This is a genomic window from Achromobacter animicus (assembly GCF_040775605.1).
GTDB classification, from domain to species: domain Bacteria; phylum Pseudomonadota; class Gammaproteobacteria; order Burkholderiales; family Burkholderiaceae_B; genus Achromobacter; species Achromobacter animicus.
Genome location: NZ_JAYGJK010000001.1, coordinates 6,103,226 through 6,125,941, shown reverse-complemented (window position 1 = coordinate 6,125,941; position 22,716 = coordinate 6,103,226). Strand labels below are relative to the sequence as shown.

Sequence of the window (22,716 nt, the reverse complement as noted above, 5' to 3'; positions counted from 1 at the left end):
GCGTGAACCCGGCGATACAGTGAGTGCAATAACTCATGAAACAAGAGGGAACGTCGACGTGAGCACTGCACATCCTCAACAGGCCGGCATCGATAGCGCGGTCGAAAATATTAAAAAAACTGTAGGAAATAAGGGCCTGAACCGCGACAGCCTGCAATCTGTCCTGGACGAGCTGGTTGCCCTGGCCGGCAACACCGCGTGGTGGGGCGCCGACCGCTACCCGCCGCCTGAAGGCGACGAACGCCAGGCCCGTTACCTCATCGCCGAGGACGCCGACAAGAGCTACGCGCTTTATCTGAACGTGATGCACCCGGGCAAGAAGATCGTGCCGCACAACCACACCACCTGGGCGTGTATCGCCGCGGTCGAGGGCGTGGAATACAACTACGTGTACGACCGCATCGACGACGGCTCGCAACCCGGCGTCGGCAAGCTGGAAAAGGTCGACACCGTCGTCGTCGGCCCCGGCAGCGGCATCGCCTTGATGCCCGAAGACATCCACGCCGTGGAGATCCAGGGCGACAGCGTCATCCGCCACCTGCACATGTACGGGCGCGCGCTGGAAACTTTGGACCAACGCCTGGGCTTCGACCTGGAGACCGGCACCTGCAAGATCATGCCCATCGGCGTGCAGACGCGGCGCTGATCATGAGCAAACCCTTCCGGTCCGCAACGCGCCTGCTGCGCGCGGGACGTCCTCATCAAGGCTGGGTCAATACCCCGGTCACGCGCGCCAGCACATATGTCTTTGACAGTGTGCAGGCGTGGCGCGATACGCGGGCGCGCCGCGAACAGGAGCGCCTGCCATCCTACGGCGCGCGCGGCACCGACAGCACGCACGCATTGGAAGATGCGCTGATCGAACTGGAAGTGGGCTATCGCGCCAAGCTGTACCCCACGGGGCAGGCCGCGATCGCCACTGTGCTGCTCGCCTATCTTCGCGCGGGCGATCACGTACTGCTGACCGATGCCGTCTACGAGCCGGTGCGCCGGTTCTGCGCCGAACACCTGACGCGCCTGGGCATCGAATTCACGTACTACCGCCCCGACGGCCAGGGCATCGAGCCGCTGATCCGGCCCAATACCCGCATGATCTACGCCGAGTCGCCCGGGTCCCTGACGTACGAGATGCCGGACCTCACCGAGTTATCCACAACTGCAAAAAAACACGGCTGCTGGCTGGCTGTGGATAACACGTGGGCGTCCGGTTTGCTGCAAAAACCGCTCGCATTGGGCGCCGACATTTCCATCCTGGCCGCCACCAAATACCTCGGCGGCCATGCCGACGTGATGATGGGCGCGGTCATCACCAACGATCGTGCTTGGCGTGCACTGGAACGCGCAACGATCGACTTCGGCCAGACGGTTGGGGCCGACGACGCTTACCTGGTGCTGCGCGGCATGCGCACGCTGCCGTTGCGCATGACGCAGCACGCGCGCAGCGCGCTGCAGATCTCGCAGTGGTTGCAGGCGCGGCCCGAAGTCTCGCGCGTCTTGAATCCCGCCTTGCCGGGCGATCCCTCCCACGCCATCTGGCGGCGCGATTGCAATGGCGCCAATGGCCTCCTGACGATCGAACTGTCGGACGCCTACACCGAGGCCGATGCCGAAAGGCTTATCGACAGCCTTCAGCTCTTTGGCATCGGCGCATCGTGGGGCGGCTTCGAAAGCCTGGTGATTCCGGTCTTTCTGCAGAACTCGCGATCGCTTCCCGGCTATCAGGCCAGCGGTCCCATGCTGCGCCTGCATATCGGCCTGGAAGATCCTGACGACCTCATCGCCGACCTGGAACGCGGTCTTGCCGCGCTGACCCAACCCCTTCGCTCCCTCCGAATCTCATGATGCAGTCCTCTCACAACCAACAATCCGCCAGCGTCGATTCGCATATGCTCAAGCAGTGGCTGCACGATGGCGGCGAGATCGCGCTGCTGGACGTGCGCGAACATGGCCAGTATGGCGAGTCCCATCTCTTTTACGCCGCGCCGGTGCCGTACAGCAGGCTCGAAATCGACATCGTGCGTCTTGCGCCGCGCCGTGGCGTGCGCGTTGTCGTCTACGACAACGGCGGCGATGACGACACCGCGGCGCGTGCCGCGCGCGCACTGGCCGCGTTGGGCTACACCAACGTGCACCGATTGGCGGGCGGGCTGGCGCAGTGGCAGCGTGATGGCTACGCGGCATTCGCGGGCGTCAACGTGCCCAGCAAGACCTTCGGCGAACTGGCCGAAGAGGTTTTCCACACCCCCCGCATCGGCGCCCGCGAACTGGCCGAACGTCAACGCCGCGGCGACGACCTGATCGTGCTGGATGGCCGTCCGTTTGCGGAATACCAGAAGATGAGCATCCCGGGCGGCATCTGCTGCCCCAACGGCGAACTGGCGCTGCGCGCTCATACGCTCGCGACGCGGCCGGACACCACCATCGTGATCAACTGCGCCGGCCGCACCCGCAGCATTATCGGCGCGCAGACGCTGATCAATCTTGGCGTTCCCAATCCCGTCTACGCGCTCGAAAACGGCACGCAAGGCTGGTACCTCGAAGATCTGCAGCTCGAGCACGGCGCGCGCCGCCGCTATGCCGACGACGTTCCGCAGGACGACGTTCCGGCGCTGGCGCAGCGCTCCGCGCAGCTCGCCCGGCGCCATGGCGTGCCGTCGGCAAACGCGGCGCAGGTACAGGCCTGGCTAGGCGATTCCGCGCGCACGACGTTCCTGTGCGATGTGCGCAGCGCCGAGGAATTCGCGCAAGGCTCGCTGCCGGGCGCGCAGCACGCACCGGGCGGCCAGCTTATCCAGGCGACGGACCAGTACATCGCCGTGCGCGGCGCACGCATCGTCGTGTTCGATGCGGAAGGCGTGCGCGCCCCAGTCGTCGCGAGCTGGTTGCGGCAGATGGGCTGGGACGCTTGCACACTTGAAGAAGGAAGCGACGCGTCGCTGCGGAACGACGTGGCCGCGGCGCTGGTGCCGCCAATCACCGTGTTGTCCGATACGCAGCTTGCGGACGCGCTCGCGCACGGCGCGCAGGCGATCGATATCCGCCCCAGCATGCGGTATCGGGCGCGCCACGTCGCCGGCGCGCGCTGGTCGATCCGGCCGCGTCTGGAACGGCTGACCCTCGATCCCGCACGTCCCGTCATCCTGCTGGCCGAGGACGCCGCACTGGCGGCCTGGGCGGCGAACGATCTTCGCGCATTGGGCGTTTCAGACGTCAAGGCGAACACGGGCACGCCCGAAAGCTGGACCGCGCAAGGGATTGCGCTGGAATCCACGCCCGCCGACCCACCCGACAGCGACTGCATCGACTACCTCTTTTTCGTGCATGACCGCCACGACGGCAACAAAGCGGCGGCGCGACAGTACCTGGCCTGGGAAACCAACCTCGTCAAGCAGATCGACGAGCGGGAACGTGCCACCTACCGGTTCCCCGGGGCGCCGGCCGGCTGACGCCCGCCGCCGCGCCGACACGCGCGGCGATACCCACGCTTCAACCTGATCAGTACGCCCCGGCGGCCTTTGCCGGCGGGGTGCGGACGGTTCATGGCGAACCGGAATGCAAAGGACGGTCGAGTATCCGGCCGCCAACTCAAGGGGAAATCCAGATGAAGCAACACGCATTGCACGCTTGCAAGACCGCCGCCGCCGCGATGGCCGGCTTGTTGTGGAGCGTCACGGCGCACGCGCAGGCGCCAGCGCCGTTGGCGGACTATCCGAAGCAGGCCATCACCGTGGTCTCGCCGTTTCCTCCCGGCGGCGGCAACGACGGCGTTGCGCGTCTGATCGCGCAGGAACTGGGCGCCATCACGGGCCAGAGCGTGGTGGTCGAGAACCGTTCGGGGGCGGGCGGCAACGTCGGCACCGCGCAGGTCTCGCGCGCCAAGCCCGACGGCTACACGCTCGTGATGTCGCAGACCAGTGTCATGGCCGTCAATCCGCGCTTGTACAAGAATGTGGGCTTCGATCCGCTCAAGGACTTCGTGCCGATCTCGCAGATCACCTCGGCGCCGCTCGTGCTCGTGTCGCGCGCGGACGGGCCGTACAAGACGCTGGACGCCTATCTGGCAGCGGCACGCAAGCAGCCGGGTGTCATTACGTATGCCACGCCCGGCAACGGCACGATGAGCCACCTGATGGGCGCGCTGGTGTCCAAGAAGGCCGACGTCAAGCTGGTGCATGTGCCGTACCGCGGCGCCGCGCCCGCCGTGACGGATCTCCTGGGCGGTACCGTCGACATGCTGATCACGTCACCTGCATCGGCCGAGCCTATGGTGGCCGCCGGAAAACTGCAGATCCTCGCCATGAGCCATGGCGACGGCGTCGGCGTGTTCAAGCGCGCACCCACGTTGAAGCAGGCCGGACTTGAAGGCATCACCGCCGACGACTGGTACGGCCTCTTCGCACCCGCCGGCACGCCGCCCGAGCGCGTTGCGTACCTGGCGCAGGCCGTGGACCGCGCCATGAAGTCGCCCGCCGTGATCGCCAAGATCAACAGCGGCGGAAGCCAACCCGTCGGCAGCGCGCCGGACGCCTTCAAGAGCCGGCTGCAGCAGGACACCGCGTACTGGGCCGAAATGGTGAAGACGGCGGGCGTGTCGCTGGACTGAACGCGTTTGCGCACCCTAGGGAAACCCCGGGGAGCGGCGTGTGTGTGCAGGGCGAGCCAGCAGGGATGCCGTTCAATTACAGGGCACGGCACGTTTGCCAACATGTGGCATCGTGACTAGACTGGAAAAACGTGCAGTCCCGCGCAACGCTTCAGCCACAAGGTGAACAAGCATGCACGCACTAGGGGTAGCAACGCTGGAAGACGCAGAGCGGCTGGTCCAATCCAGCCCGCTCTCGCATATCAAGGTGGGCCTGTCCGACGTTGACGGCGTCATGCTGGGCAAGTACCTGCGGCGCGACAAGTTTCTGGGCGCATTGCGATCCGGCCTCGCGTTTTGCGACGTGGTCCTTGGATGGGACCTCGACGACCAGCTCTACGACAACACTCGCTACACCGGCTGGCACACGGCATACCCCGATGCAAAAATGCGGATCGTGCCGCAGAGCGCGCGGCGGCTTCCTTTGGAGCAAGGCCCCGGCGGCGAGGACATGCTGCTGTTCCTGGCCGAATTCGAAGGCGATGCCGCCGCCATCTGCCCGCGCCGCCTGCTGCACCGCGTGATCGATCGCGCCGCGGACATGGGCTATGACGTCTACGCCGCACTGGAATATGAGTTCTTCATGTTCCGCGAGACACCGCACTCGGTCCGCGCAAAGCACTACCGCAACATGGAGAATTGGACGCCGGGCAATTTCGGATACTCGGTGCTGCGCAGCACGGTCGAGGGAGACTTCTACCGCAAGCTGCTCGACCTGTGCGAACGCATGGACATGCCCATCGAAGGCCTCCACACCGAAACCGGCCCGGGCGTGCTGGAAGCGGCGCTTGCCGTGGACCGGGCGGCGGCCGCGGCCGACAAGGCATTTCTGTTCAAGACCTTCACCAAGGCGCTCGCGCAGCAGAACGGACTGATGGCTACCTTCATGGCGAAGTGGTCGCACGAGCATCCCGGACAGAGCGGCCACATCCATCTGTCGCTGCGCCACCACGACACGGATCGATCGGCCTTCTTCGACGAGTCGCAGCCGCATGGGGTCAGCAGCACGCAGGCCGCCTTCATGGCGGGTGTGCAGCACTATCTGCCCGAGTTCACCGCGTTGTACGCGCAGACCATCAACAGCTATTCGCGCCTGGTGCCCGGCTACTGGGCCCCGCTGGACGCCACCTGGGGCATGGAAAACAGGACGACGGCGCTGCGGCTCATTCCGGGCAGCGACAAATCGCAGCGCGTCGAAGTGCGCATCGGCTCGGCCGACGCCAATCCCTATCTGGCCCTGGCCGCGGCGCTGGCGTCCGGGTTGCACGGCATCGAACAGGGACTGACGCCCGAGCCGATGGTGCAGGGCAACGCCTACACGCAGGAGTTTCCGGCGCATCTGCATCTGCCCACCACCTTGTGGGAGGCCGCGCAGCGTCTCCGCGCATCTGAAGCGGCGCGTCAGCTGTTTGGCGACGCGTTCGTCGAGCACTATGCCGCGACGCGCGAGTGGGAAGAGCGGCAGTTCCGGCGCCATGTGACCGATTGGGAGTTGGCGCGCTACTTCGAAATCATCTGAACTGTTCATCGCCACCAGGGCCGCCATGACCGACGAACTGATCACCATCAGCCCGATAGACGGACGCGAGGTCGTCCGCCGCGCATATGCCAGCGATGCGCAGATCGCGCAGGCGCTGGCCAACGCACAGGGCGCGCAGCCGGAATGGCACGCGCTCGGCATCACCGCGCGGGGGCGCATCGTCGAGGCCGCCGTGGCGCATTTCGTGGCGGCCAAGGATGAGATCGCGCGCGCCATCACCATCCAGATGGGCCGCCCGTTGCGCCACGCGCCCGGCGAGGTGGACGGCTTTGCGGCCCGGGCGCGTCACATGATCGACATCGCGGAAACAGCGCTCGCACCCATCGCCGCGCCCGCGCAAGCCGGCTTCACACGTTTCATCAGCCGCGAGCCCATCGGCGTGGCGCTCACCATCGCGCCGTGGAACTATCCCTTGCTGACCGCGGTGAACAGCATCGTGCCCGCGTTGATGGCGGGCAACACCGTCATCCTCAAGCATTCGGACCAGACGCCGCTGTGCGCGGAACTCATCGATCGCGCGTTTCGAGACGCGGGGGCGCCGAGAGGCGTCTTTCAATACCTGCACGCCAGCCACGACATCACCCAGCGGCTGATTTGCGCTCCCGAGATCGGCCATGTGTCCTTTACCGGCTCGGTGCGGGGAGGGCGCGTCGTCGAGAAAAGTGCGGCGGGCCGCTTCATCGGCGTCGGGCTGGAGTTGGGCGGAAACGATCCGGCCTATGTGCGAGAAGACGCCGACCTTGACGCGGCGGCAGAGTCTTTGGTCGACGGCGCTTTCTTCAATGCCGGCCAGTCCTGTTGCGGCATCCAGCGCATTTACGTGGCGCGCGGCGTACATGACGCGTTTGTCGAGCGCGCTGTTGCCTTGACGCACCGCTACGTGCTGGGCAATCCGCTGCAGCCGGACACGACGCTTGGTCCCGTTGTGCGTGCCCGCGCGGCGGCAGAGATTCTCGACGTCATCGAACAGGCGGTCAGTTCAGGTGCGGTAAATCTGATTGATCACTCGCATTTCAAAAATGCGAGTGAAGGCTCATCTATGAGCAAAAGCTCGTGTTATGTGGCGCCCGCTTTACTGACTCAGGTTGACCACCGGATGCGCATCATGAGCGACGAATGCTTTGGTCCGGTGGTTGGCATCATGCCGGTCGACAGCGACGATCAAGCCATTGCGCTGATGAACGACAGTCCGTATGGATTGACCGCCGCGGCCTATACGCAGGACGAAGCCGCCGCGTTGCGTATCGGCAGGCAGCTGCGCACCGGCACGTTCTTCATGAACCGCTGCGACTACCTCGATCCGGCGCTGGCGTGGACGGGCGTCAAACAATCGGGACGGGGCGTGTCCTTGTCGGCCGTCGGATACGAACAGCTCACGCAGCCCAAGTCTTTTCATCTGCGCAGCCTCTGACGCCGCGCCATCAGGATTCGCATCATGACCGTCCCCGCCGTCAACTGGAACTATCCCACCAACATCAAGGCAGGCCCCGGGCGCATCAAGGAGCTTGCGGGCTATTGCCGCGAGCTCGGCATGACACGCCCATTGCTCGTGACGGATCCAGGGCTCGCTGCGTTGCCCATGGTTCGCGACGCGGTAAGCGCATGCCGCGATGCAGAGCTGAATTGCGTGGTGTTCCACGACATCAAGGGCAATCCGACCGGTCGCAACGTCGATGACGGCGTGGCTGCGTTCAGGCGAGGGCAACATGATGGTGTGATCGCATTCGGCGGCGGCTCCGCGCTTGATGCGGCAAAGGCCATTGCATTGATGGCCGGGCAGGACCGGCCCCTATGGGACTTCGAAGACATCGGCGACAACCACCTGCGCGTCAATGCCGCCGCCATGGCGCCCGTCGTGGCCGCGCCCACCACCGCGGGCACGGGTTCCGAAGTCGGGCGCGCCTCCGTCATCACCGATGAGGCCGCGCAAGTAAAGCGCATCATCTTCCACGCCCGCATGCTGCCGTCCATCGTGATCCTGGACGCCGAACTCACGGTCGGCCTGCCGCCGAAAATCACGGCTGCCACGGGCATGGATGCGCTATCGCACAATCTCGAGGCCTATTGTTCGCCGGTCTTTCATCCCATGGCGGCCGGCATCGCTCTCGAAGGCATGCGCCTCATCAAGGAGTATCTGCCGCAGGCCGTCGCCGATGGCGCCGACCTGCAGGCGCGTCAGCAGATGTTTACCGCCTCATGTATGGGCGCCACCGCGTTTCAGCGCGGCCTGGGCGCGATGCACGCGCTCGCACATCCGCTTGGCGCGCTGTATGACGCACACCACGGGATGCTCAACGCCATCCTCATGCCTTATGTCTTGAAAGCCAACGAGCATGCGGTCGCGCCGCGTCTTGAAGCGCTCGCTCGCTACCTCGGCCTGCCGCAGCAGGGACCCGGGGCGGTGCTTGAGTGGGTGCTGGGGCTGCGCCAGGCAGTCGGCATCCCCCACACGCTGGCGGAAATCGGCTTGGACGATGCCCAGGCCGAGCGGGTAGGGCACATGGCGAGCCAGGATCCGTCCGCCGGAACCAACCCGGTAAATTTCTCCGCAGAAAAATATTCTCAGCTTTTCCGTGCAGCAATTCGCGGAAACCTGTAAGCTTCGCCCCCTCTGCGCGGAAACGCGGCGGAGGTGGAACTGAAATTTTGAATTCTTCGTCCGAATGGTTTGACAGCGGATTTGAAAGTGTTCATAATCTCAAGTTCTCCGCTGGAGGGGTGCCCGAGTGGTTAAAGGGGGCAGACTGTAAATCTGTTGGCCTTGCGCCTACGTTGGTTCGAATCCAACCTCCTCCACCAGAGACCCATACCTAAATCCAGGCGCGGTTAGCCTGGATTTGCAATGTAAGGCCCGAAAAACTGGGCGGCCTTCGCAAAGAAGGCGGCAAAGTTTAAAGGGCCTACGTTTCGAAGGGTTGGGAAGCGAGAAGGTGAAAGGGTTTGCCGCGGGTGTAGCTCAATGGTAGAGCAGAAGCCTTCCAAGCTTACGACGAGGGTTCGATTCCCTTCACCCGCTCCAAGATTTTTAAATGCCCATGTGGCTCAGTGGTAGAGCACTCCCTTGGTAAGGGAGAGGTCGCGCGTTCGATCCGCGCCATGGGCACCACAAATTCCAAATTCTTTTCTTCAGTCAGAAGCGCAATCCAGGTCAGGAGTCAGCCATGGCAAAAGGCAAGTTTGAACGTACCAAGCCGCACGTGAACGTGGGTACGATTGGTCACGTTGACCACGGCAAAACGACGTTGACGGCGGCGATCACGACCGTTCTGTCGACCAAGTTCGGCGGCGAAGCCAAGGGCTACGACCAGATCGATGCAGCTCCTGAAGAAAAGGCCCGCGGCATCACGATCAACACGGCCCACGTCGAGTACGAAACGGAAACGCGTCACTACGCGCACGTTGACTGCCCGGGCCACGCTGACTACGTCAAGAACATGATCACGGGCGCTGCCCAGATGGACGGCGCGATCCTGGTCGTGTCGGCCGCTGACGGCCCCATGCCGCAAACGCGTGAGCACATCCTGCTGAGCCGCCAGGTTGGCGTGCCGTACATCATCGTCTTCCTGAACAAGGCTGACATGGTTGACGACGCCGAGCTGCTCGAGCTGGTGGAAATGGAAGTTCGCGAACTGCTGTCCAAGTACGACTTCCCGGGCGACGACACCCCGATCGTCAAGGGTTCGGCCAAGCTGGCGCTGGAAGGCGACAAGGGCGAACTGGGCGAACAGGCCATCCTGTCGCTGGCTGCTGCGCTGGATTCGTACATCCCGACGCCTGAGCGTGCCATCGACGGCGCGTTCCTGATGCCCGTTGAAGACGTGTTCTCGATCTCGGGTCGCGGCACCGTGGTGACCGGCCGTATCGAACGCGGCATCATCAAGGTCGGCGAAGAAATCGAAATCGTCGGTATCGTTCCGACGGTCAAGACGACCTGCACGGGCGTGGAAATGTTCCGCAAGCTGCTGGACCAAGGTCAAGCCGGCGACAACGTGGGCATCCTGCTGCGCGGCACCAAGCGTGAAGACGTCCAGCGCGGTCAAGTTCTGGCCAAGCCGGGCTCGATCACCCCGCACACGGACTTCACGTCCGAGGTGTACATCCTGTCCAAGGAAGAAGGCGGCCGCCACACCCCGTTCTTCAACGGCTATCGTCCCCAGTTCTACTTCCGCACGACGGACGTGACCGGCACGATCGACCTGCCGGCCGACAAGGAAATGGTTCTGCCGGGCGACAACGTGACGATGACCGTCAAGCTGCTGGCCCCGATCGCCATGGAAGAAGGTCTGCGTTTCGCCATCCGTGAAGGCGGTCGTACCGTCGGCGCCGGCGTCGTCGCCAAGATCCTGAAGTAAGCAATACCCGGATGGGTAGGGTGGGCATTCATGCCCCTCTATCCATCTTTGCTGTAAAAGTAGTACTATGTATGGTTCCGCGAGCCGATGCAGGCGGAACAAGAGTTTGATGTGTTTAGGGGCATAGCTCAATTGGCAGAGCGTCGGTCTCCAAAACCGAAGGTTGTAGGTTCGATTCCTACTGCCCCTGCCACCGCCAGGATAAACCCGCGGGAGATCATCGCGAGTTACGCATTCACGGCGGCTCGCGTCGCAATATGTCTAATACCAGCGTTGAAACCGTAACCAGTACCGCCGACCGGGTCAAGCTCGGGCTGGCGGTTCTCGTCGTTATTGCTGGCATCGTCGGGTTTTCCGTGCTTAGCGCACAGCCGATGCCCGCTCGTATCGGTGTGTTCGTCGGCGGCCTCGTGATCGCAGCTGCGATCGCCTGGTTCAGCGAACCCGGTCGCCGTACCCTGAGCTTTGCCAGCGAGTCCTACAACGAAGTCAAGCGTGTCGCGTGGCCCACTCGCAAGGAAACGACCCAGATGACGGGTATCGTTTTTGCGTTTGTCGCGGTCATGGGCATTTTCATGTGGGTGCTCGACAAGGGCATCGAATGGATTCTCTACGGCCTGCTGCTGGGCTGGAAATAAGGACGGCAAATGAGTAAGCGTTGGTATGTCGTCCATGTGTACTCCGGCATGGAAAAAAGCGTACACAAGGCCCTGAACGAGCGCATCGAGCGCGCGGGCCTGCAAACGTCTTTTGGCCGCATTCTTGTGCCCTCCGAAGAAGTCGTCGAGGTCAAGGGCGGTCAGAAGTCGATTACCGAGCGCCGCATTTTCCCCGGTTACGTCCTGGTTGAAATGGACCTGACCGACGAAACGTGGCATTTGGTCAAGAACACCAACCGAGTCACCGGCTTTTTGGGCGGCTCGGGCAATCGTCCGACCCCGATTTCCGAAAAGGAAGTCGAAAAGATCCTCTCCCAGATGGAAGAGGGCGTCGAGAAACCCCGCCCCAAGATCCTGTTCGAAGTGGGCGAGATGGTTCGGGTCAAGGAAGGTCCGTTTGCGGACTTCAACGGCAACGTCGAAGAAGTCAACTACGAAAAGAGCAAGGTTCGTGTGTCCGTCACCATTTTTGGTCGCGCCACGCCCGTCGAGCTCGATTTCAGCCAGGTCGAAAAGACCTGAAATTAACCCCCGGGGAGCCCCGTCCGCACAGGCCAGGGCGATATAACCCGCAAGGAGCAAAGCATGGCGAAGAAGATCGTCGGCTTTATCAAGCTGCAAGTGCCGGCTGGTAAGGCTAACCCCTCCCCCCCGATTGGCCCGGCTCTGGGTCAGCGTGGCCTGAACATCATGGAATTCTGCAAGGCGTTCAACGCCAAGACCCAAGGCATGGAGCCTGGTCTGCCGATTCCGGTGGTGATCACCGCCTTCGCGGACAAGAGCTTCACCTTCATCATGAAGACCCCGCCCGCGACGGTCCTCATCAAGAAGGCCGCTGGCGTGCAAAAGGGTTCGCCCAAGCCGCATACCGACAAGGTCGGCACGCTGACGCGCGCACAAGCTGAAGAAATCGCCAAGGCCAAGGGTCCCGACCTGACCGCCGCCGATCTGGAAGCCGCAGTGCGCACGATCGCTGGCAGCGCCCGCAGCATGGGCATCACGGTTGAGGGGATCTAATCATGGCAAAGTTGTCCAAGCGCGCCGCCGCTATTGCACAAAAGATCGACCGCACCAAGCTGTACCCGGTCGCTGAAGCCCTGACCCTGGTCAAGGAAACCGCCGTCGCCAAGTTCAATGAATCCATTGACGTGGCCGTGCAACTCGGCATCGACCCGAAGAAGTCGGACCAACTGGTCCGCGGTTCGGTTGTGCTGCCCGCCGGCACCGGCAAGTCGGTTCGCGTCGCCGTGTTCGCCCAAGGCGACAAGGCTGAAGCCGCCAAGGCTGCTGGCGCTGACATCGTTGGTCTGGACGACCTGGCTGACAGCATCAAGGCCGGTCAAATGGACTTTGACGTCGTCATCGCCTCGCCCGACACGATGCGTGTCGTCGGCGCCCTGGGTCAGATCCTGGGCCCGCGCGGCCTGATGCCGAACCCGAAGGTCGGCACCGTGACCCCCGACGTCGCAACCGCTGTCAAGAACGCCAAGGCCGGTCAGGTTCAGTACCGTACCGACAAGGCCGGCATCATCCACGCGACGATCGGCCGTGCGTCGTTCGGCGTGGAACAGCTGCAAACCAACCTGGCCGCTCTGGTCGACGCCCTGCAAAAGGCGCGTCCCGCAGCTGCCAAGGGCATTTACCTGCGCAAGCTCGCCGTTTCGTCCACGATGGGCGGCGGTGCGCGTGTGGAAATTGCCTCGCTGTCGGCTTCCAACTAAGCCAACAGCAGTAAACGTACTTTGGGCTGCATCCGGACCCCTCCGGATGTTGCTGTCAAAGACCGCTGGAGCAGGGCAGTGGAAGGGATTCTTCCTTCCGCAAGGAAAGCAGCATCGCCGCTGCCCCGCTTAATCCCGGAGCTCGCATAGTCCGGATCCAGCGTAGACGGCGTCCCCAGGAAGATTTCTTTACCCGAAGAACTCGTCCAGGCGCCGCATTCGGTTGACGCGCAAGGCTCCGGCCCCAGGCGTCTTTTGATGGAGTGTTCAAACCGTGAGTCTCAATCGTCAAGAGAAAGCGGTGGTAATCGAGGAAGTCTCGGCGGAAGTCGCCAAGGCCCAATCGATTGTTATCGCTGAGTACCGTGGTCTGGACGTCGCCTCTGTCACCGTACTGCGCAAAACTGCGCGTGAATCGGGCGTGTATCTGCGTGTTCTGAAGAACTCGCTGGCCCGTCGTGCTGTTGCCGGCACGGCTTTCGAGCCGTTGGCTGAGCAACTGACCGGTCCGCTGATCTATGGCATCAGCACCGATCCGGTCGCGGCGGCCAAGGTCATCGCTGGCTTCGCGAAAAGCAACGACAAGCTGGTCATCAAGGCGGGCGCTCTGCCCAACAACTTGCTGAACCAAGAAGGTGTGAAGGCTCTGGCCACCATGCCCTCGCGCGAAGAGTTGCTGTCGAAGCTGCTTGGCACCATGCAAGCCCCCATCGCGCAATTCGTGCGTACGCTCAACGAAGTTCCGACCAAGTTCGCCCGTGGCCTCGCTGCCGTGCGCGACCAGAAGGCAGCGGCCTAATCGCCCTGCTGTCCGGAATTCGCTGAACGACGAAGCGACACCCAAACCCTGGCATTACCAAAATATTTGGAGTTCTGAAAAATGGCACTTAACAAAGCTGAAATCCTTGACGCCATCGCTGGCATGACCGTGCTCGAGCTGTCCGAGCTGATCAAGGAAATGGAAGAGAAGTTCGGCGTGTCGGCTGCTGCCGCTGCCGTCGCTGTTGCTGCTCCCGCCGCTGGTGGCGCTGCCGCCGCTGCTGAAGAGCAAACCGAGTTCACCGTCGTCCTGCAAGAAGCCGGCGCGAACAAGGTCAGCGTCATCAAGGCCGTGCGCGAGCTGACCGGTCTGGGTCTGAAGGAAGCCAAGGACCTGGTCGACGGCGCTCCGAAGCCCGTCAAGGAAGCTGTGGCCAAGGCTGACGCCGAAGCCGCCAAGAAGAAGCTGGAAGAAGCTGGCGCCAAGGTCGAAGTCAAGTAAGACCTGCGTCAACTGCCCGGGGACAGCACAGTTTGCAGTCCCCGGGCTTTTGCGTTTCCAGGAAACCCCTACTGAGGGTATGCCCATTCAGTGGGGTTTCCTGGAGTCGTATCACCTGGGGCCGTGGTTGACGGCCCATGCAACCTCGAGTCGGAGTGCTCATGCCTTACTCGTACACCGAAAAAAAGCGCATCCGCAAAAGCTTCGCCAAGCGTGAAGACGTTCAAAACGTTCCCTTCCTTTTGGCGACTCAGCTTCAATCCTACCTAACTTTCCTGCAGGCGGATACCGCCCCGTCCGAACGCGTAGCCGACGGTTTGCAGGCGGCGTTCTCGTCGATTTTCCCGATCGTTAGTCACAACGGTATGGCGCGCTTGGAGTTCGTGAGCTACGTGCTCGGCGAACCGGTGTTCGATGTCAAGGAATGTCAGCAACGTGGCCTGACCTATGCCTCGCCCCTGCGAGCCAAGGTCCGCCTGGTGCTGCTTGACCGCGAAGTCAGCAAGCCCACCGTGAAGGAAGTGAAGGAACAGGAAGTCTACATGGGCGAAATTCCGCTCATGACGGGCACGGGTTCCTTCGTCATCAACGGCACGGAGCGTGTCATCGTTTCGCAGCTGCACCGTTCGCCGGGCGTGTTCTTCGAACACGACCGCGGCAAGACGCACAGCTCGGGCAAGCTCCTGTTCTCGGCCCGCGTGATTCCTTACCGCGGCTCGTGGCTGGACTTCGAATTCGACCCGAAGGACGTCCTGTTCTTCCGCGTCGATCGCCGTCGCAAGATGCCTGTCACGATCCTGTGCAAGGCCATCGGCATGACGCCGGAATCCATCCTGGCCAACTTCTTCGACTTCGACAACTTCGAACTGAAGAGCGAAGGCGCGATGATGGAATTCGTGCCTGAGCGCTGGAAGGGCGAAATGGCCCGTTTCGACATCGCCGACCGTTCGGGCAAGGTGATCGTCGAAAAAGACAAACGCATCAACGCCAAGCACCTGCGCGACCTGGCTGCCGGCGGCATCCAGCGCATCTCCGTGCCGGAAGATTTCCTGTACGGCCGCGTGCTGGCCAAGAACATCGTCGATGAAGACACCGGCGAAGTCATCGCCAACGCCAACGACGAGATCACGGAAAGCGTGCTGGGCGCCCTGCGCGCCGCCAACGTGCACGATTTCCAGGCGCTGTACACCAACGACCTGGACCGCGGTCCCTACATCTCGCAAACGCTGCGTACCGATGAAACCGCCGACCAGATGGCCGCGCGCGTTGCCATCTACCGCATGATGCGTCCTGGCGAGCCGCCCACCGAAGAAGCGGTGGAAGCGCTGTTCCAGCGTCTGTTCTACAGCGAAGAGACATACGACCTGTCGCGCGTCGGCCGCATGAAGGTCAACAGCCGTCTGGGCCGTGGTGAGGACATCACCGGTCCGATGACGCTGACCAACGAAGACATCCTTGAAACCATCAAGGTGCTGGTTGAGCTGCGTAACGGCCGTGGCCAGATCGATGACATCGATCACTTGGGCAACCGCCGCGTGCGTTGCGTGGGCGAACTGGCCGAAAACCAGTTCCGCGCCGGTCTCGTGCGCGTCGAGCGCGCCGTCAAGGAACGTCTGGGCCAGGCCGAGACGGAAAACCTGATGCCGCACGACCTGATCAACTCCAAGCCGATCTCGGCTGCCATCAAGGAGTTCTTCGGTTCGAGCCAGCTCTCGCAGTTCATGGACCAGACCAACCCGCTGTCGGAAATCACGCACAAGCGTCGTGTTTCCGCACTGGGCCCGGGCGGTCTGACCCGCGAGCGCGCCGGCTTTGAAGTCCGCGACGTGCACCCGACCCACTACGGCCGCGTCTGCCCGATCGAAACGCCGGAAGGCCCGAACATCGGTCTGATCAACTCCATGGCGCTGTACGCTCGCTTGAACGAGTACGGCTTCCTGGAAACGCCTTACCGCAAGATTGTCGATGGCCGCGTCAGCGACCAGATCGACTACCTGTCGGCCATCGAAGAAAGCCACTACGTCATCGCGCAGGCCAACGCCGCGCTCGACGAAGAAGGCCGTTTCGTTGACGACCTGGTCGCCTGCCGTGAAGCTGGCGAAACGATGCTGACCGCCCCGGCCAACGTGCACTACATGGACGTTGCTCCGTCGCAGATCGTGTCGGTCGCTGCCTCGCTGATTCCGTTCCTCGAGCACGACGACGCGAACCGCGCACTGATGGGCGCCAACATGCAACGTCAGGCCGTGCCTTGCCTGCGCCCGGAAAAGCCGGTCGTGGGTACGGGTATCGAGCGCACCGTGGCCGTTGACTCGGGCACCACCGTGCAGGCGCTGCGTGGCGGTCTGGTCGACCACGTCGACGCCGAGCGCGTCGTGATTCGCGTGAACGACGAAGAAAACGTCGCCGGCGAAGTGGGCGTCGACATCTACAACCTGATCAAGTACACGCGTTCCAACCAGAACACGAACATCAACCAGCGTCCGATCGTCAAGCGTGGCGACCGCGTTGCCAAGGGCGACGTGCTGGCTGACGGCGCATCGACCGACCTGGGCGAACTCGCCCTGGGTCAGAACATGCTGATCGCGTTCATGCCCTGGAACGGCTACAACTTCGAAGACTCGATCCTGATCTCCGAAAAGGTCGTGGCGGATGACCGCTACACCTCGGTGCACATCGAGGAACTGACGGTTGTCGCTCGCGACACGAAGCTCGGACCGGAAGAAATCACCCGCGACATCAGCAACCTGGCTGAAACGCAGTTGAACCGTCTGGACGATTCCGGCATCACCTACATCGGCGCCGAAGTCAGCGCCGACGACGTGCTGGTCGGCAAGGTCACGCCCAAGGGCGAAACCCAGCTGACGCCGGAAGAAAAGCTGCTGCGCGCCATCTTCGGTGAAAAGGCGTCCGACGTTAAGGACACCTCGCTGCGCGTGCCTTCGGGCATGACCGGCACCGTGATCGACGTGCAGGTGTTCACGCGTGAAGGCATCGTGCGCGACAAGCGCGCTCAGTCCATCATCGACGATGAACTGCGCCGCTATCGCCAGGACCTGAACGACCAGCTGCGCATCGTTGAAAACGACCAGTTTGACCGTATCGAAAAGATGCTGGTCAACAAGACCGTCAACGGCGGCCCGCGCAAGCTGGCCAAGGGCGCGACGATCACCAAGGCCTACCTGGCCGACCTGGATCGCTGGCAGTGGTTCGACATCCGTCTGGCCGATGAGCCGCACGCTGTCGTGCTGGAACAGGCCAAGGAATCGCTCGAGCAGAAGCGTCACCAGTTCGATCTGGCCTTCGAAGAGAAGCGCAAGAAGCTGACGCAAGGCGACGAGCTGCCCCCGGGCGTGCTGAAGATGATCAAGGTCTACCTGGCCGTGAAGCGTCGTCTGCAGCCTGGCGACAAGATGGCAGGTCGTCACGGCAACAAGGGTGTGGTCTCGCGCATCACCCCGGTGGAAGACATGCCCCACATGGCTGACGGCACGCCGGCCGACATCGTTCTGAACCCGCTGGGCGTGCCCTCGCGGATGAACGTCGGCCAGGTGCTGGAAGTTCACTTGGGCTGGGCTGCCAAGGGTGTTGGCCATCGCATCGCCGACATGCTGCGTGACGAGCGCACGGCGCAGGTCAAGAACGTCCGCGCTTATCTGGACAAGGTCTACAACACGACCGGCTCCGGCGCGCGCATCGACGAACTGACCGATGACGAAGTCATGGAGATGGCCCAGAACCTCAAGAACGGCGTGCCGTTCGCGACGCCCGTCTTCGACGGCGCGACCGAAGAGGAAATCACCAAGATGCTGGAACTGGCCTATCCGGATGACGTCGCCGAGCGCATGGCGCTGACGCCTTCGCGTACGCAGGCATGGCTGTTCGACGGCCGCACGGGCGAGCAATTCGAGCGCCCCGTGACTGTCGGCTACATGCACTACCTGAAGCTGCACCACTTGGTCGACGACAAGATGCACGCCCGTTCCACCGGCCCGTACTCGCTCGTGACCCAGCAGCCGCTGGGCGGCAAGGCGCAGTTCGGCGGCCAGCGTTTCGGGGAAATGGAAGTGTGGGCGCTGGAAGCATACGGCGCCGCCTACACCCTGCAGGAAATGCTGACGGTGAAGTCGGACGACATCAACGGTCGTACCAAGGTTTACGAGAACATCGTCAAGGGCGACCACGTGATCGACGCCGGCATGCCGGAATCGTTCAACGTTCTGGTCAAGGAAATCCGCTCGTTGGCCCTGGACATGGATTTGGAGCGTAACTAATGAAAGCGCTACTCGACCTCTTTAAGCAAGTCTCTCAAGACGAGCAGTTCGATGCCATCAAGATCGGCATCGCCTCGCCCGAGAAGATCCGTTCGTGGTCCTACGGCGAAGTCCGCAAGCCCGAGACGATCAACTACCGCACGTTCAAGCCCGAGCGTGACGGCCTGTTCTGCTCCAAGATCTTTGGCCCGATCAAAGACTACGAGTGCCTGTGCGGCAAGTACAAGCGCCTGAAGCACCGTGGCGTGATCTGCGAAAAGTGCGGCGTTGAAGTCACCGTCGCCAAGGTTCGCCGTGAACGCATGGGCCACATCGAGCTGGCCAGCCCCGTCGCGCACATCTGGTTCCTGAAGAGCCTGCCGTCGCGTCTGGGCATGGTGCTCGACATGACCCTGCGCGACATCGAACGCGTGCTGTACTTCGAAGCCTGGTGCGTGATCGAACCCGGCATGACGCCGCTCAAGCGCGGCCAGATCATGTCGGACGACGATTTCCTGGCCAAGACCGAGGAATACGGCGACGACTTCCGTGCCCTGATGGGCGCCGAAGCCGTGCGCGAACTGCTGCGCACCATCGACATCGACCGCGAAGTGGAAACGCTGCGCGGCGAACTGAAGGCCACCAGCTCGGAAGCCAAGATCAAGAAGATCTCCAAGCGCCTGAAGGTGCTGGAAGGCTTCCAGAAGTCTGGCATCAAGGCCGAGTGGATGGTCATGGAAGTGCTGCCCGTGCTGCCGCCGGACCTGCGTCCGCTGGTGCCGCTGGACGGCGGCCGCTTCGCGACCTCCGACCTGAACGACCTGTACCGCCGCGTCATCAACCGCAACAACCGTCTGAAGCGTCTGCTCGAGCTCAAGGCGCCTGAAATCATCCTGCGCAACGAAAAGCGCATGCTGCAGGAAGCAGTCGACTCGCTGCTGGACAACGGCCGCCGTGGCAAGGCCATGACGGGCGCCAACAAGCGCCAGCTCAAGTCCCTGGCCGACATGATCAAGGGCAAGAGCGGTCGTTTCCGTCAGAACCTGCTGGGCAAGCGCGTCGACTACTCGGGCCGTTCGGTCATCGTGGTGGGTCCGCAGCTCAAGCTGCATCAGTGCGGTCTGCCCAAGCTGATGGCCCTGGAACTGTTCAAGCCGTTCATCTTCAATCGTCTGGAGATGATGGGCCTGGCCACGACCATCAAGGCTGCCAAGAAACTGGTCGAAAGCCAGGAACCGGTGGTCTGGGACATCCTGGAAGAAGTCATCCGCGAACACCCGGTCATGCTGAACCGTGCGCCGACGCTGCACCGTCTGGGCATCCAGGCGTTCGAGCCGGTGCTGATCGAAGGCAAGGCCATCCAGCTGCACCCGCTGGTTTGCGCGGCGTTCAACGCCGACTTCGACGGTGACCAGATGGCCGTTCACGTGCCGCTGTCGCTGGAAGCCCAGCTGGAAGCGCGCACGCTGATGCTCGCGTCCAACAACGTGCTGTTCCCGGCCAACGGCGAACCGTCGATCGTGCCGTCGCAAGACATCGTGCTGGGTCTGTACTACACGACCCGCGAGCGCATCAACGGCCGTGGCGAAGGCATCTTCTTCATGGACGTCGCTGAAGTCCAGCGCGCCTACGACAACAACGAAGTCGAGCTGCAAAGCCGCATCACCGTGCGCCTGAAGGAACATGAGCGCGACGAGAACGGCGAATGGCAACCGGTCATCCGCCGTCACGAGACGACGGTCGGCCGCGCGCTGCTGTCCGAGATCCTGCCCAAGGGCCTGCCCTTCACCGTCCTGAACAAGGCGCTGAAGAAGAAGGAAATCTCGCGTCTGATCAACCAGTCGTTCCGCCGCTGCGGCCTGCGCGACACGGTGATCTTCGCCGACAAGCTGATGCAGTCGGGCTTCCGCCTGGCCACGCGCGGCGGTATCTCGATCGCCATGGGCGACATGCTGATCCCGACCGCCAAGGAAGGCATCCTGGCCGAAGCCAGCCGCGAAGTGAAGGAAATCGACAAGCAGTACTCGTCGGGTCTGGTCACGTCCCAAGAGCGCTACAACAACGTTGTGGACATCTGGGGCAAGGCTGGCGACAAGGTCGGCAAGGCGATGATGGAACAACTGGCCACCGAGCCCGTGATCAACCGTCACGGCGAGGAAGTGCGCCAGGAGTCCTTCAACTCCATCTACATGATGGCTGACTCGGGCGCCCGCGGTTCGGCTGCCCAGATCCGCCAGCTGGCCGGTATGCGCGGCCTGATGGCCAAGCCGGACGGCTCGATTATCGAAACGCCCATTACCGCAAACTTCCGTGAAGGCCTGAACGTACTCCAGTACTTCATTTCCACTCACGGTGCGCGTAAGGGTCTGGCCGATACGGCACTGAAGACCGCGAACTCGGGTTACCTGACCCGTCGTCTGGTCGACGTGACGCAGGATCTGGTCATTACCGAAGACGACTGCGGCACGTCGCAGGGCTACAACATGAAGGCCCTGGTCGAAGGCGGTGAAGTCATCGAACCGCTGCGCGACCGTATCCTCGGCCGCGTCGCTGCCGTGGACATCGTCAACCCGGACACGCAGGAAACGGCCATCGTCGCCGGCACCCTGCTGGACGAAGATCTGGTCGACACCATCGACCGCATCGGCGTGGACGAAGTCAAGGTCCGCACGCCGCTGACCTGCGAAACGCGTCATGGTCTGTGCGCGCACTGCTACGGCCGCGACCTGGGTCGTGGTTCGCCGGTCAACCAGGGCGAGGCAGTTGGCGTTATCGCTGCCCAGTCCATCGGTGAACCGGGCACGCAGCTCACGATGCGTACGTTCCACATCGGTGGCGCGGCGTCGCGTTCGGCCCTGGCCAGCGCGGTGGAAACCAAGTCGACCGGTACCGTCGGTTTTGCCAGCACGATGCGCTACGTCACGAACGCCAAGGGCGAACGTGTCGCGATCTCGCGCTCGGGCGAACTGGCGATCTTCGACGACAACGGCCGCGAACGCGAACGTCACAAGATCCCGTACGGCGCGACCGTGCTGGTGGGCGATGGCGAAGCCGTGAAGGCTGGCGCGCGCCTGGCAACGTGGGATCCGCTGACCCGTCCGATCGTGTCCGAATACGGCGGCGCCGTCCGCTTCGAGAACATCGAAGAAGGCGTGACCGTTGCCAAGCAGGTGGACGAAGTCACCGGCCTGTCGACGCTCGTCGTCATCACGCCGAAGACCCGTGGCGGCAAGATCGTCATGCGTCCGCAGATCAAGCTGGTCAACGAGAATGGCGAAGACGTCAAGATCGCCGGCACCGATCACTCGGTGAACATCTCGTTCCCGGTGGGTGCGCTGATCACGGTGCGTGACGGCCAGCAGGTTGCCGTCGGTGAAGTTCTGGCGCGTATTCCGCAAGAATCGCAAAAGACCCGCGACATTACCGGCGGTCTGCCGCGTGTGGCCGAACTGTTCGAAGCCCGTTCGCCGAAGGACGCCGGCATGCTCGCCGACGTCACCGGTACGGTTTCGTTCGGCAAGGACACCAAGGGCAAGCAGCGTCTGGTCATCACCGACCTGGAAGGCGTGAGCCACGAGTTCCTGATTCCGAAGGAAAAGCAGGTGCTGGTGCACGACGGCCAGGTGGTGAACAAGGGCGAAATGATCGTGGACGGCCCGGCCGATCCCCACGACATCCTGCGCCTGCAAGGCATCGAGAAGCTGGCGACGTACATCGTCGACGAAGTGCAGGACGTTTACCGTCTGCAGGGCGTGAAGATCAACGACAAGCACATCGAAGTGATTGTTCGTCAGATGCTGCGCCGTGTGAACATCGTTGACGCGGGCGACACCGAGTTCATCCCGGGCGAGCAGGTCGAGCGCTCCGAGCTGTTGAACGAAAACGACCGCGTCACGGCTGCCGACCTGCGTCCGGCTACGTACGACAACGTGCTGCTGGGTATCACGAAGGCCTCGCTGTCGACCGACTCGTTCATCTCGGCTGCTTCGTTCCAGGAGACCACCCGTGTCCTGACCGAAGCCGCCATCATGGGCAAGCGCGACGACCTGCGTGGCTTGAAGGAAAACGTCATCGTCGGCCGCCTCATCCCGGCGGGTACCGGCCTGGCTTACCACCATGCACGCCGCGACAAGGAACAGCTGGAGGCGGCGGAACGCGAAGCCGCTCGCCAGCAGGCCAACCCGTTCGAAGACGCACCGGTCACGGTGGGTTCGGACGCCGAGACGCCTGCTTCCGACGTGGGTACCGACGACGCCGCCGAATAAGCGGATCGTCTGGACAGGTTCCA

At 62.9% G+C, this 22,716-nt stretch carries 16 protein-coding genes and 4 tRNA genes; all 20 read left to right on the top strand.

The features are described from left to right. Positions 1–58: 58 nt before the first annotated feature. Positions 59–646 (top strand): cysteine dioxygenase family protein, encoded by a 588-nt coding sequence (locus AB3147_RS28085; protein ID WP_367353485.1) that lies wholly within the window; start codon positions 59–61, stop codon positions 644–646. Positions 647–648: 2 nt separating this feature from the next. After that, positions 649–1,842 (top strand): cystathionine beta-lyase, encoded by a 1,194-nt coding sequence (gene metC, locus AB3147_RS28080; protein ID WP_367353484.1) that lies wholly within the window; start codon positions 649–651, stop codon positions 1,840–1,842. Next, positions 1,842–3,446 carry a rhodanese-like domain-containing protein gene (locus AB3147_RS28075; RefSeq protein WP_367353606.1) on the top strand — a complete coding sequence of 535 codons (1,605 nt, stop codon included), beginning with the start codon at positions 1,842–1,844 and terminating at the stop codon, positions 3,444–3,446. The genes metC and AB3147_RS28075 overlap by 1 nt, the downstream gene beginning before the upstream one ends. 155 nt (positions 3,447–3,601) lie before the next feature. After that, positions 3,602–4,603 (top strand): Bug family tripartite tricarboxylate transporter substrate binding protein, encoded by a 1,002-nt coding sequence (locus tag AB3147_RS28070; RefSeq protein WP_286896497.1) that lies wholly within the window; start codon positions 3,602–3,604, stop codon positions 4,601–4,603. 172 nt (positions 4,604–4,775) lie between these two features. Further along, positions 4,776–6,161 (top strand): glutamine synthetase family protein, encoded by a 1,386-nt coding sequence (locus tag AB3147_RS28065; protein WP_175124801.1) that lies wholly within the window; start codon positions 4,776–4,778, stop codon positions 6,159–6,161. Positions 6,162–6,186: 25 nt separating this feature from the next. Further along, positions 6,187–7,593, top strand: a complete 1,407-nt coding sequence (locus AB3147_RS28060; RefSeq protein WP_218342495.1) for an aldehyde dehydrogenase family protein — start codon at positions 6,187–6,189, stop codon at positions 7,591–7,593. A 24-nt stretch (positions 7,594–7,617) separates the two neighbouring features. Then, positions 7,618–8,781 carry an iron-containing alcohol dehydrogenase gene (locus AB3147_RS28055; protein WP_367353483.1) on the top strand — a complete coding sequence of 388 codons (1,164 nt, stop codon included), beginning with the start codon at positions 7,618–7,620 and terminating at the stop codon, positions 8,779–8,781. Between the two features lie 113 nt (positions 8,782–8,894). Then, positions 8,895–8,981 (top strand) — tRNA-Tyr (locus tag AB3147_RS28050). A gap of 146 nt (positions 8,982–9,127) precedes the next feature. Beyond that, a tRNA-Gly gene (locus AB3147_RS28045) sits at positions 9,128–9,201 on the top strand. 12 nt (positions 9,202–9,213) lie between these two features. Then, a tRNA-Thr gene (locus AB3147_RS28040) sits at positions 9,214–9,288 on the top strand. Positions 9,289–9,343: 55 nt separating this feature from the next. Further along, on the top strand, positions 9,344–10,534 hold the full coding sequence (tuf, locus tag AB3147_RS28035) for an elongation factor Tu (protein WP_063953628.1): 1,191 nt from the start codon (positions 9,344–9,346) through the stop codon (positions 10,532–10,534). A 117-nt stretch (positions 10,535–10,651) separates the two neighbouring features. After that, a tRNA-Trp gene (locus tag AB3147_RS28030) sits at positions 10,652–10,727 on the top strand. Positions 10,728–10,791: 64 nt separating this feature from the next. Beyond that, the gene (gene secE / locus AB3147_RS28025) at positions 10,792–11,172 is read left to right on the top strand and encodes a preprotein translocase subunit SecE (protein WP_046806052.1); all 381 of its coding nucleotides are present in this window, start codon (positions 10,792–10,794) and stop codon (positions 11,170–11,172) included. 9 nt (positions 11,173–11,181) lie between these two features. Beyond that, on the top strand, positions 11,182–11,715 hold the full coding sequence (nusG, locus tag AB3147_RS28020) for a transcription termination/antitermination protein NusG (protein ID WP_006389586.1): 534 nt from the start codon (positions 11,182–11,184) through the stop codon (positions 11,713–11,715). A 63-nt stretch (positions 11,716–11,778) separates the two neighbouring features. After that, positions 11,779–12,210: a 50S ribosomal protein L11 gene (gene rplK, locus AB3147_RS28015; RefSeq protein ID WP_056320728.1), complete on the top strand. Its 432-nt coding sequence runs from the start codon at positions 11,779–11,781 to the stop codon at positions 12,208–12,210. Positions 12,211–12,212: 2 nt separating this feature from the next. Further along, entirely contained in the window at positions 12,213–12,914 is a 702-nt protein-coding gene (gene rplA / locus AB3147_RS28010) for a 50S ribosomal protein L1 (protein WP_056320726.1), read from the top strand. Between the two features lie 274 nt (positions 12,915–13,188). Then, entirely contained in the window at positions 13,189–13,713 is a 525-nt protein-coding gene (gene rplJ / locus AB3147_RS28005; protein WP_056320723.1) for a 50S ribosomal protein L10, read from the top strand. An 81-nt stretch (positions 13,714–13,794) separates the two neighbouring features. Beyond that, positions 13,795–14,175, top strand: coding sequence for a 50S ribosomal protein L7/L12 (rplL, locus tag AB3147_RS28000; RefSeq protein ID WP_008157777.1), 381 nt, complete (start codon positions 13,795–13,797; stop codon positions 14,173–14,175). A 161-nt stretch (positions 14,176–14,336) separates the two neighbouring features. Then, positions 14,337–18,449, top strand: coding sequence for a DNA-directed RNA polymerase subunit beta (gene rpoB / locus AB3147_RS27995; RefSeq protein WP_175124797.1), 4,113 nt, complete (start codon positions 14,337–14,339; stop codon positions 18,447–18,449). Beyond that, positions 18,449–22,693 carry a DNA-directed RNA polymerase subunit beta' gene (gene rpoC / locus AB3147_RS27990; RefSeq protein ID WP_367353482.1) on the top strand — a complete coding sequence of 1,415 codons (4,245 nt, stop codon included), beginning with the start codon at positions 18,449–18,451 and terminating at the stop codon, positions 22,691–22,693. The genes rpoB and rpoC overlap by 1 nt, the downstream gene beginning before the upstream one ends. Positions 22,694–22,716: the final 23 nt, after the last annotated feature.

Bases quoted from the DNA above. Each gene is read 5' to 3' on its own strand.
- nusG (WP_006389586.1), top strand. From the start codon at position 11,182: ATGAGTAAGCGTTGGTATGTCGTCCATGTGTACTCCGGCATGGAAAAA.
- tuf (WP_063953628.1), top strand. From the start codon at position 9,344: ATGGCAAAAGGCAAGTTTGAACGTACCAAGCCGCACGTGAACGTGGGT.
- AB3147_RS28065 (WP_175124801.1), top strand. From the start codon at position 4,776: ATGCACGCACTAGGGGTAGCAACGCTGGAAGACGCAGAGCGGCTGGTC.
- rplA (WP_056320726.1), top strand. From the start codon at position 12,213: ATGGCAAAGTTGTCCAAGCGCGCCGCCGCTATTGCACAAAAGATCGAC.
- AB3147_RS28055 (WP_367353483.1), top strand. From the start codon at position 7,618: ATGACCGTCCCCGCCGTCAACTGGAACTATCCCACCAACATCAAGGCA.
- rplL (WP_008157777.1), top strand. From the start codon at position 13,795: ATGGCACTTAACAAAGCTGAAATCCTTGACGCCATCGCTGGCATGACC.
- metC (WP_367353484.1), top strand. From the start codon at position 649: ATGAGCAAACCCTTCCGGTCCGCAACGCGCCTGCTGCGCGCGGGACGT.
- AB3147_RS28075 (WP_367353606.1), top strand. From the start codon at position 1,842: ATGCAGTCCTCTCACAACCAACAATCCGCCAGCGTCGATTCGCATATG.
- rplK (WP_056320728.1), top strand. From the start codon at position 11,779: ATGGCGAAGAAGATCGTCGGCTTTATCAAGCTGCAAGTGCCGGCTGGT.
- rpoB (WP_175124797.1), top strand. From the start codon at position 14,337: ATGCCTTACTCGTACACCGAAAAAAAGCGCATCCGCAAAAGCTTCGCC.
- AB3147_RS28070 (WP_286896497.1), top strand. From the start codon at position 3,602: ATGAAGCAACACGCATTGCACGCTTGCAAGACCGCCGCCGCCGCGATG.
- secE (WP_046806052.1), top strand. From the start codon at position 10,792: ATGTCTAATACCAGCGTTGAAACCGTAACCAGTACCGCCGACCGGGTC.
- AB3147_RS28060 (WP_218342495.1), top strand. From the start codon at position 6,187: ATGACCGACGAACTGATCACCATCAGCCCGATAGACGGACGCGAGGTC.
- rpoC (WP_367353482.1), top strand. From the start codon at position 18,449: ATGAAAGCGCTACTCGACCTCTTTAAGCAAGTCTCTCAAGACGAGCAG.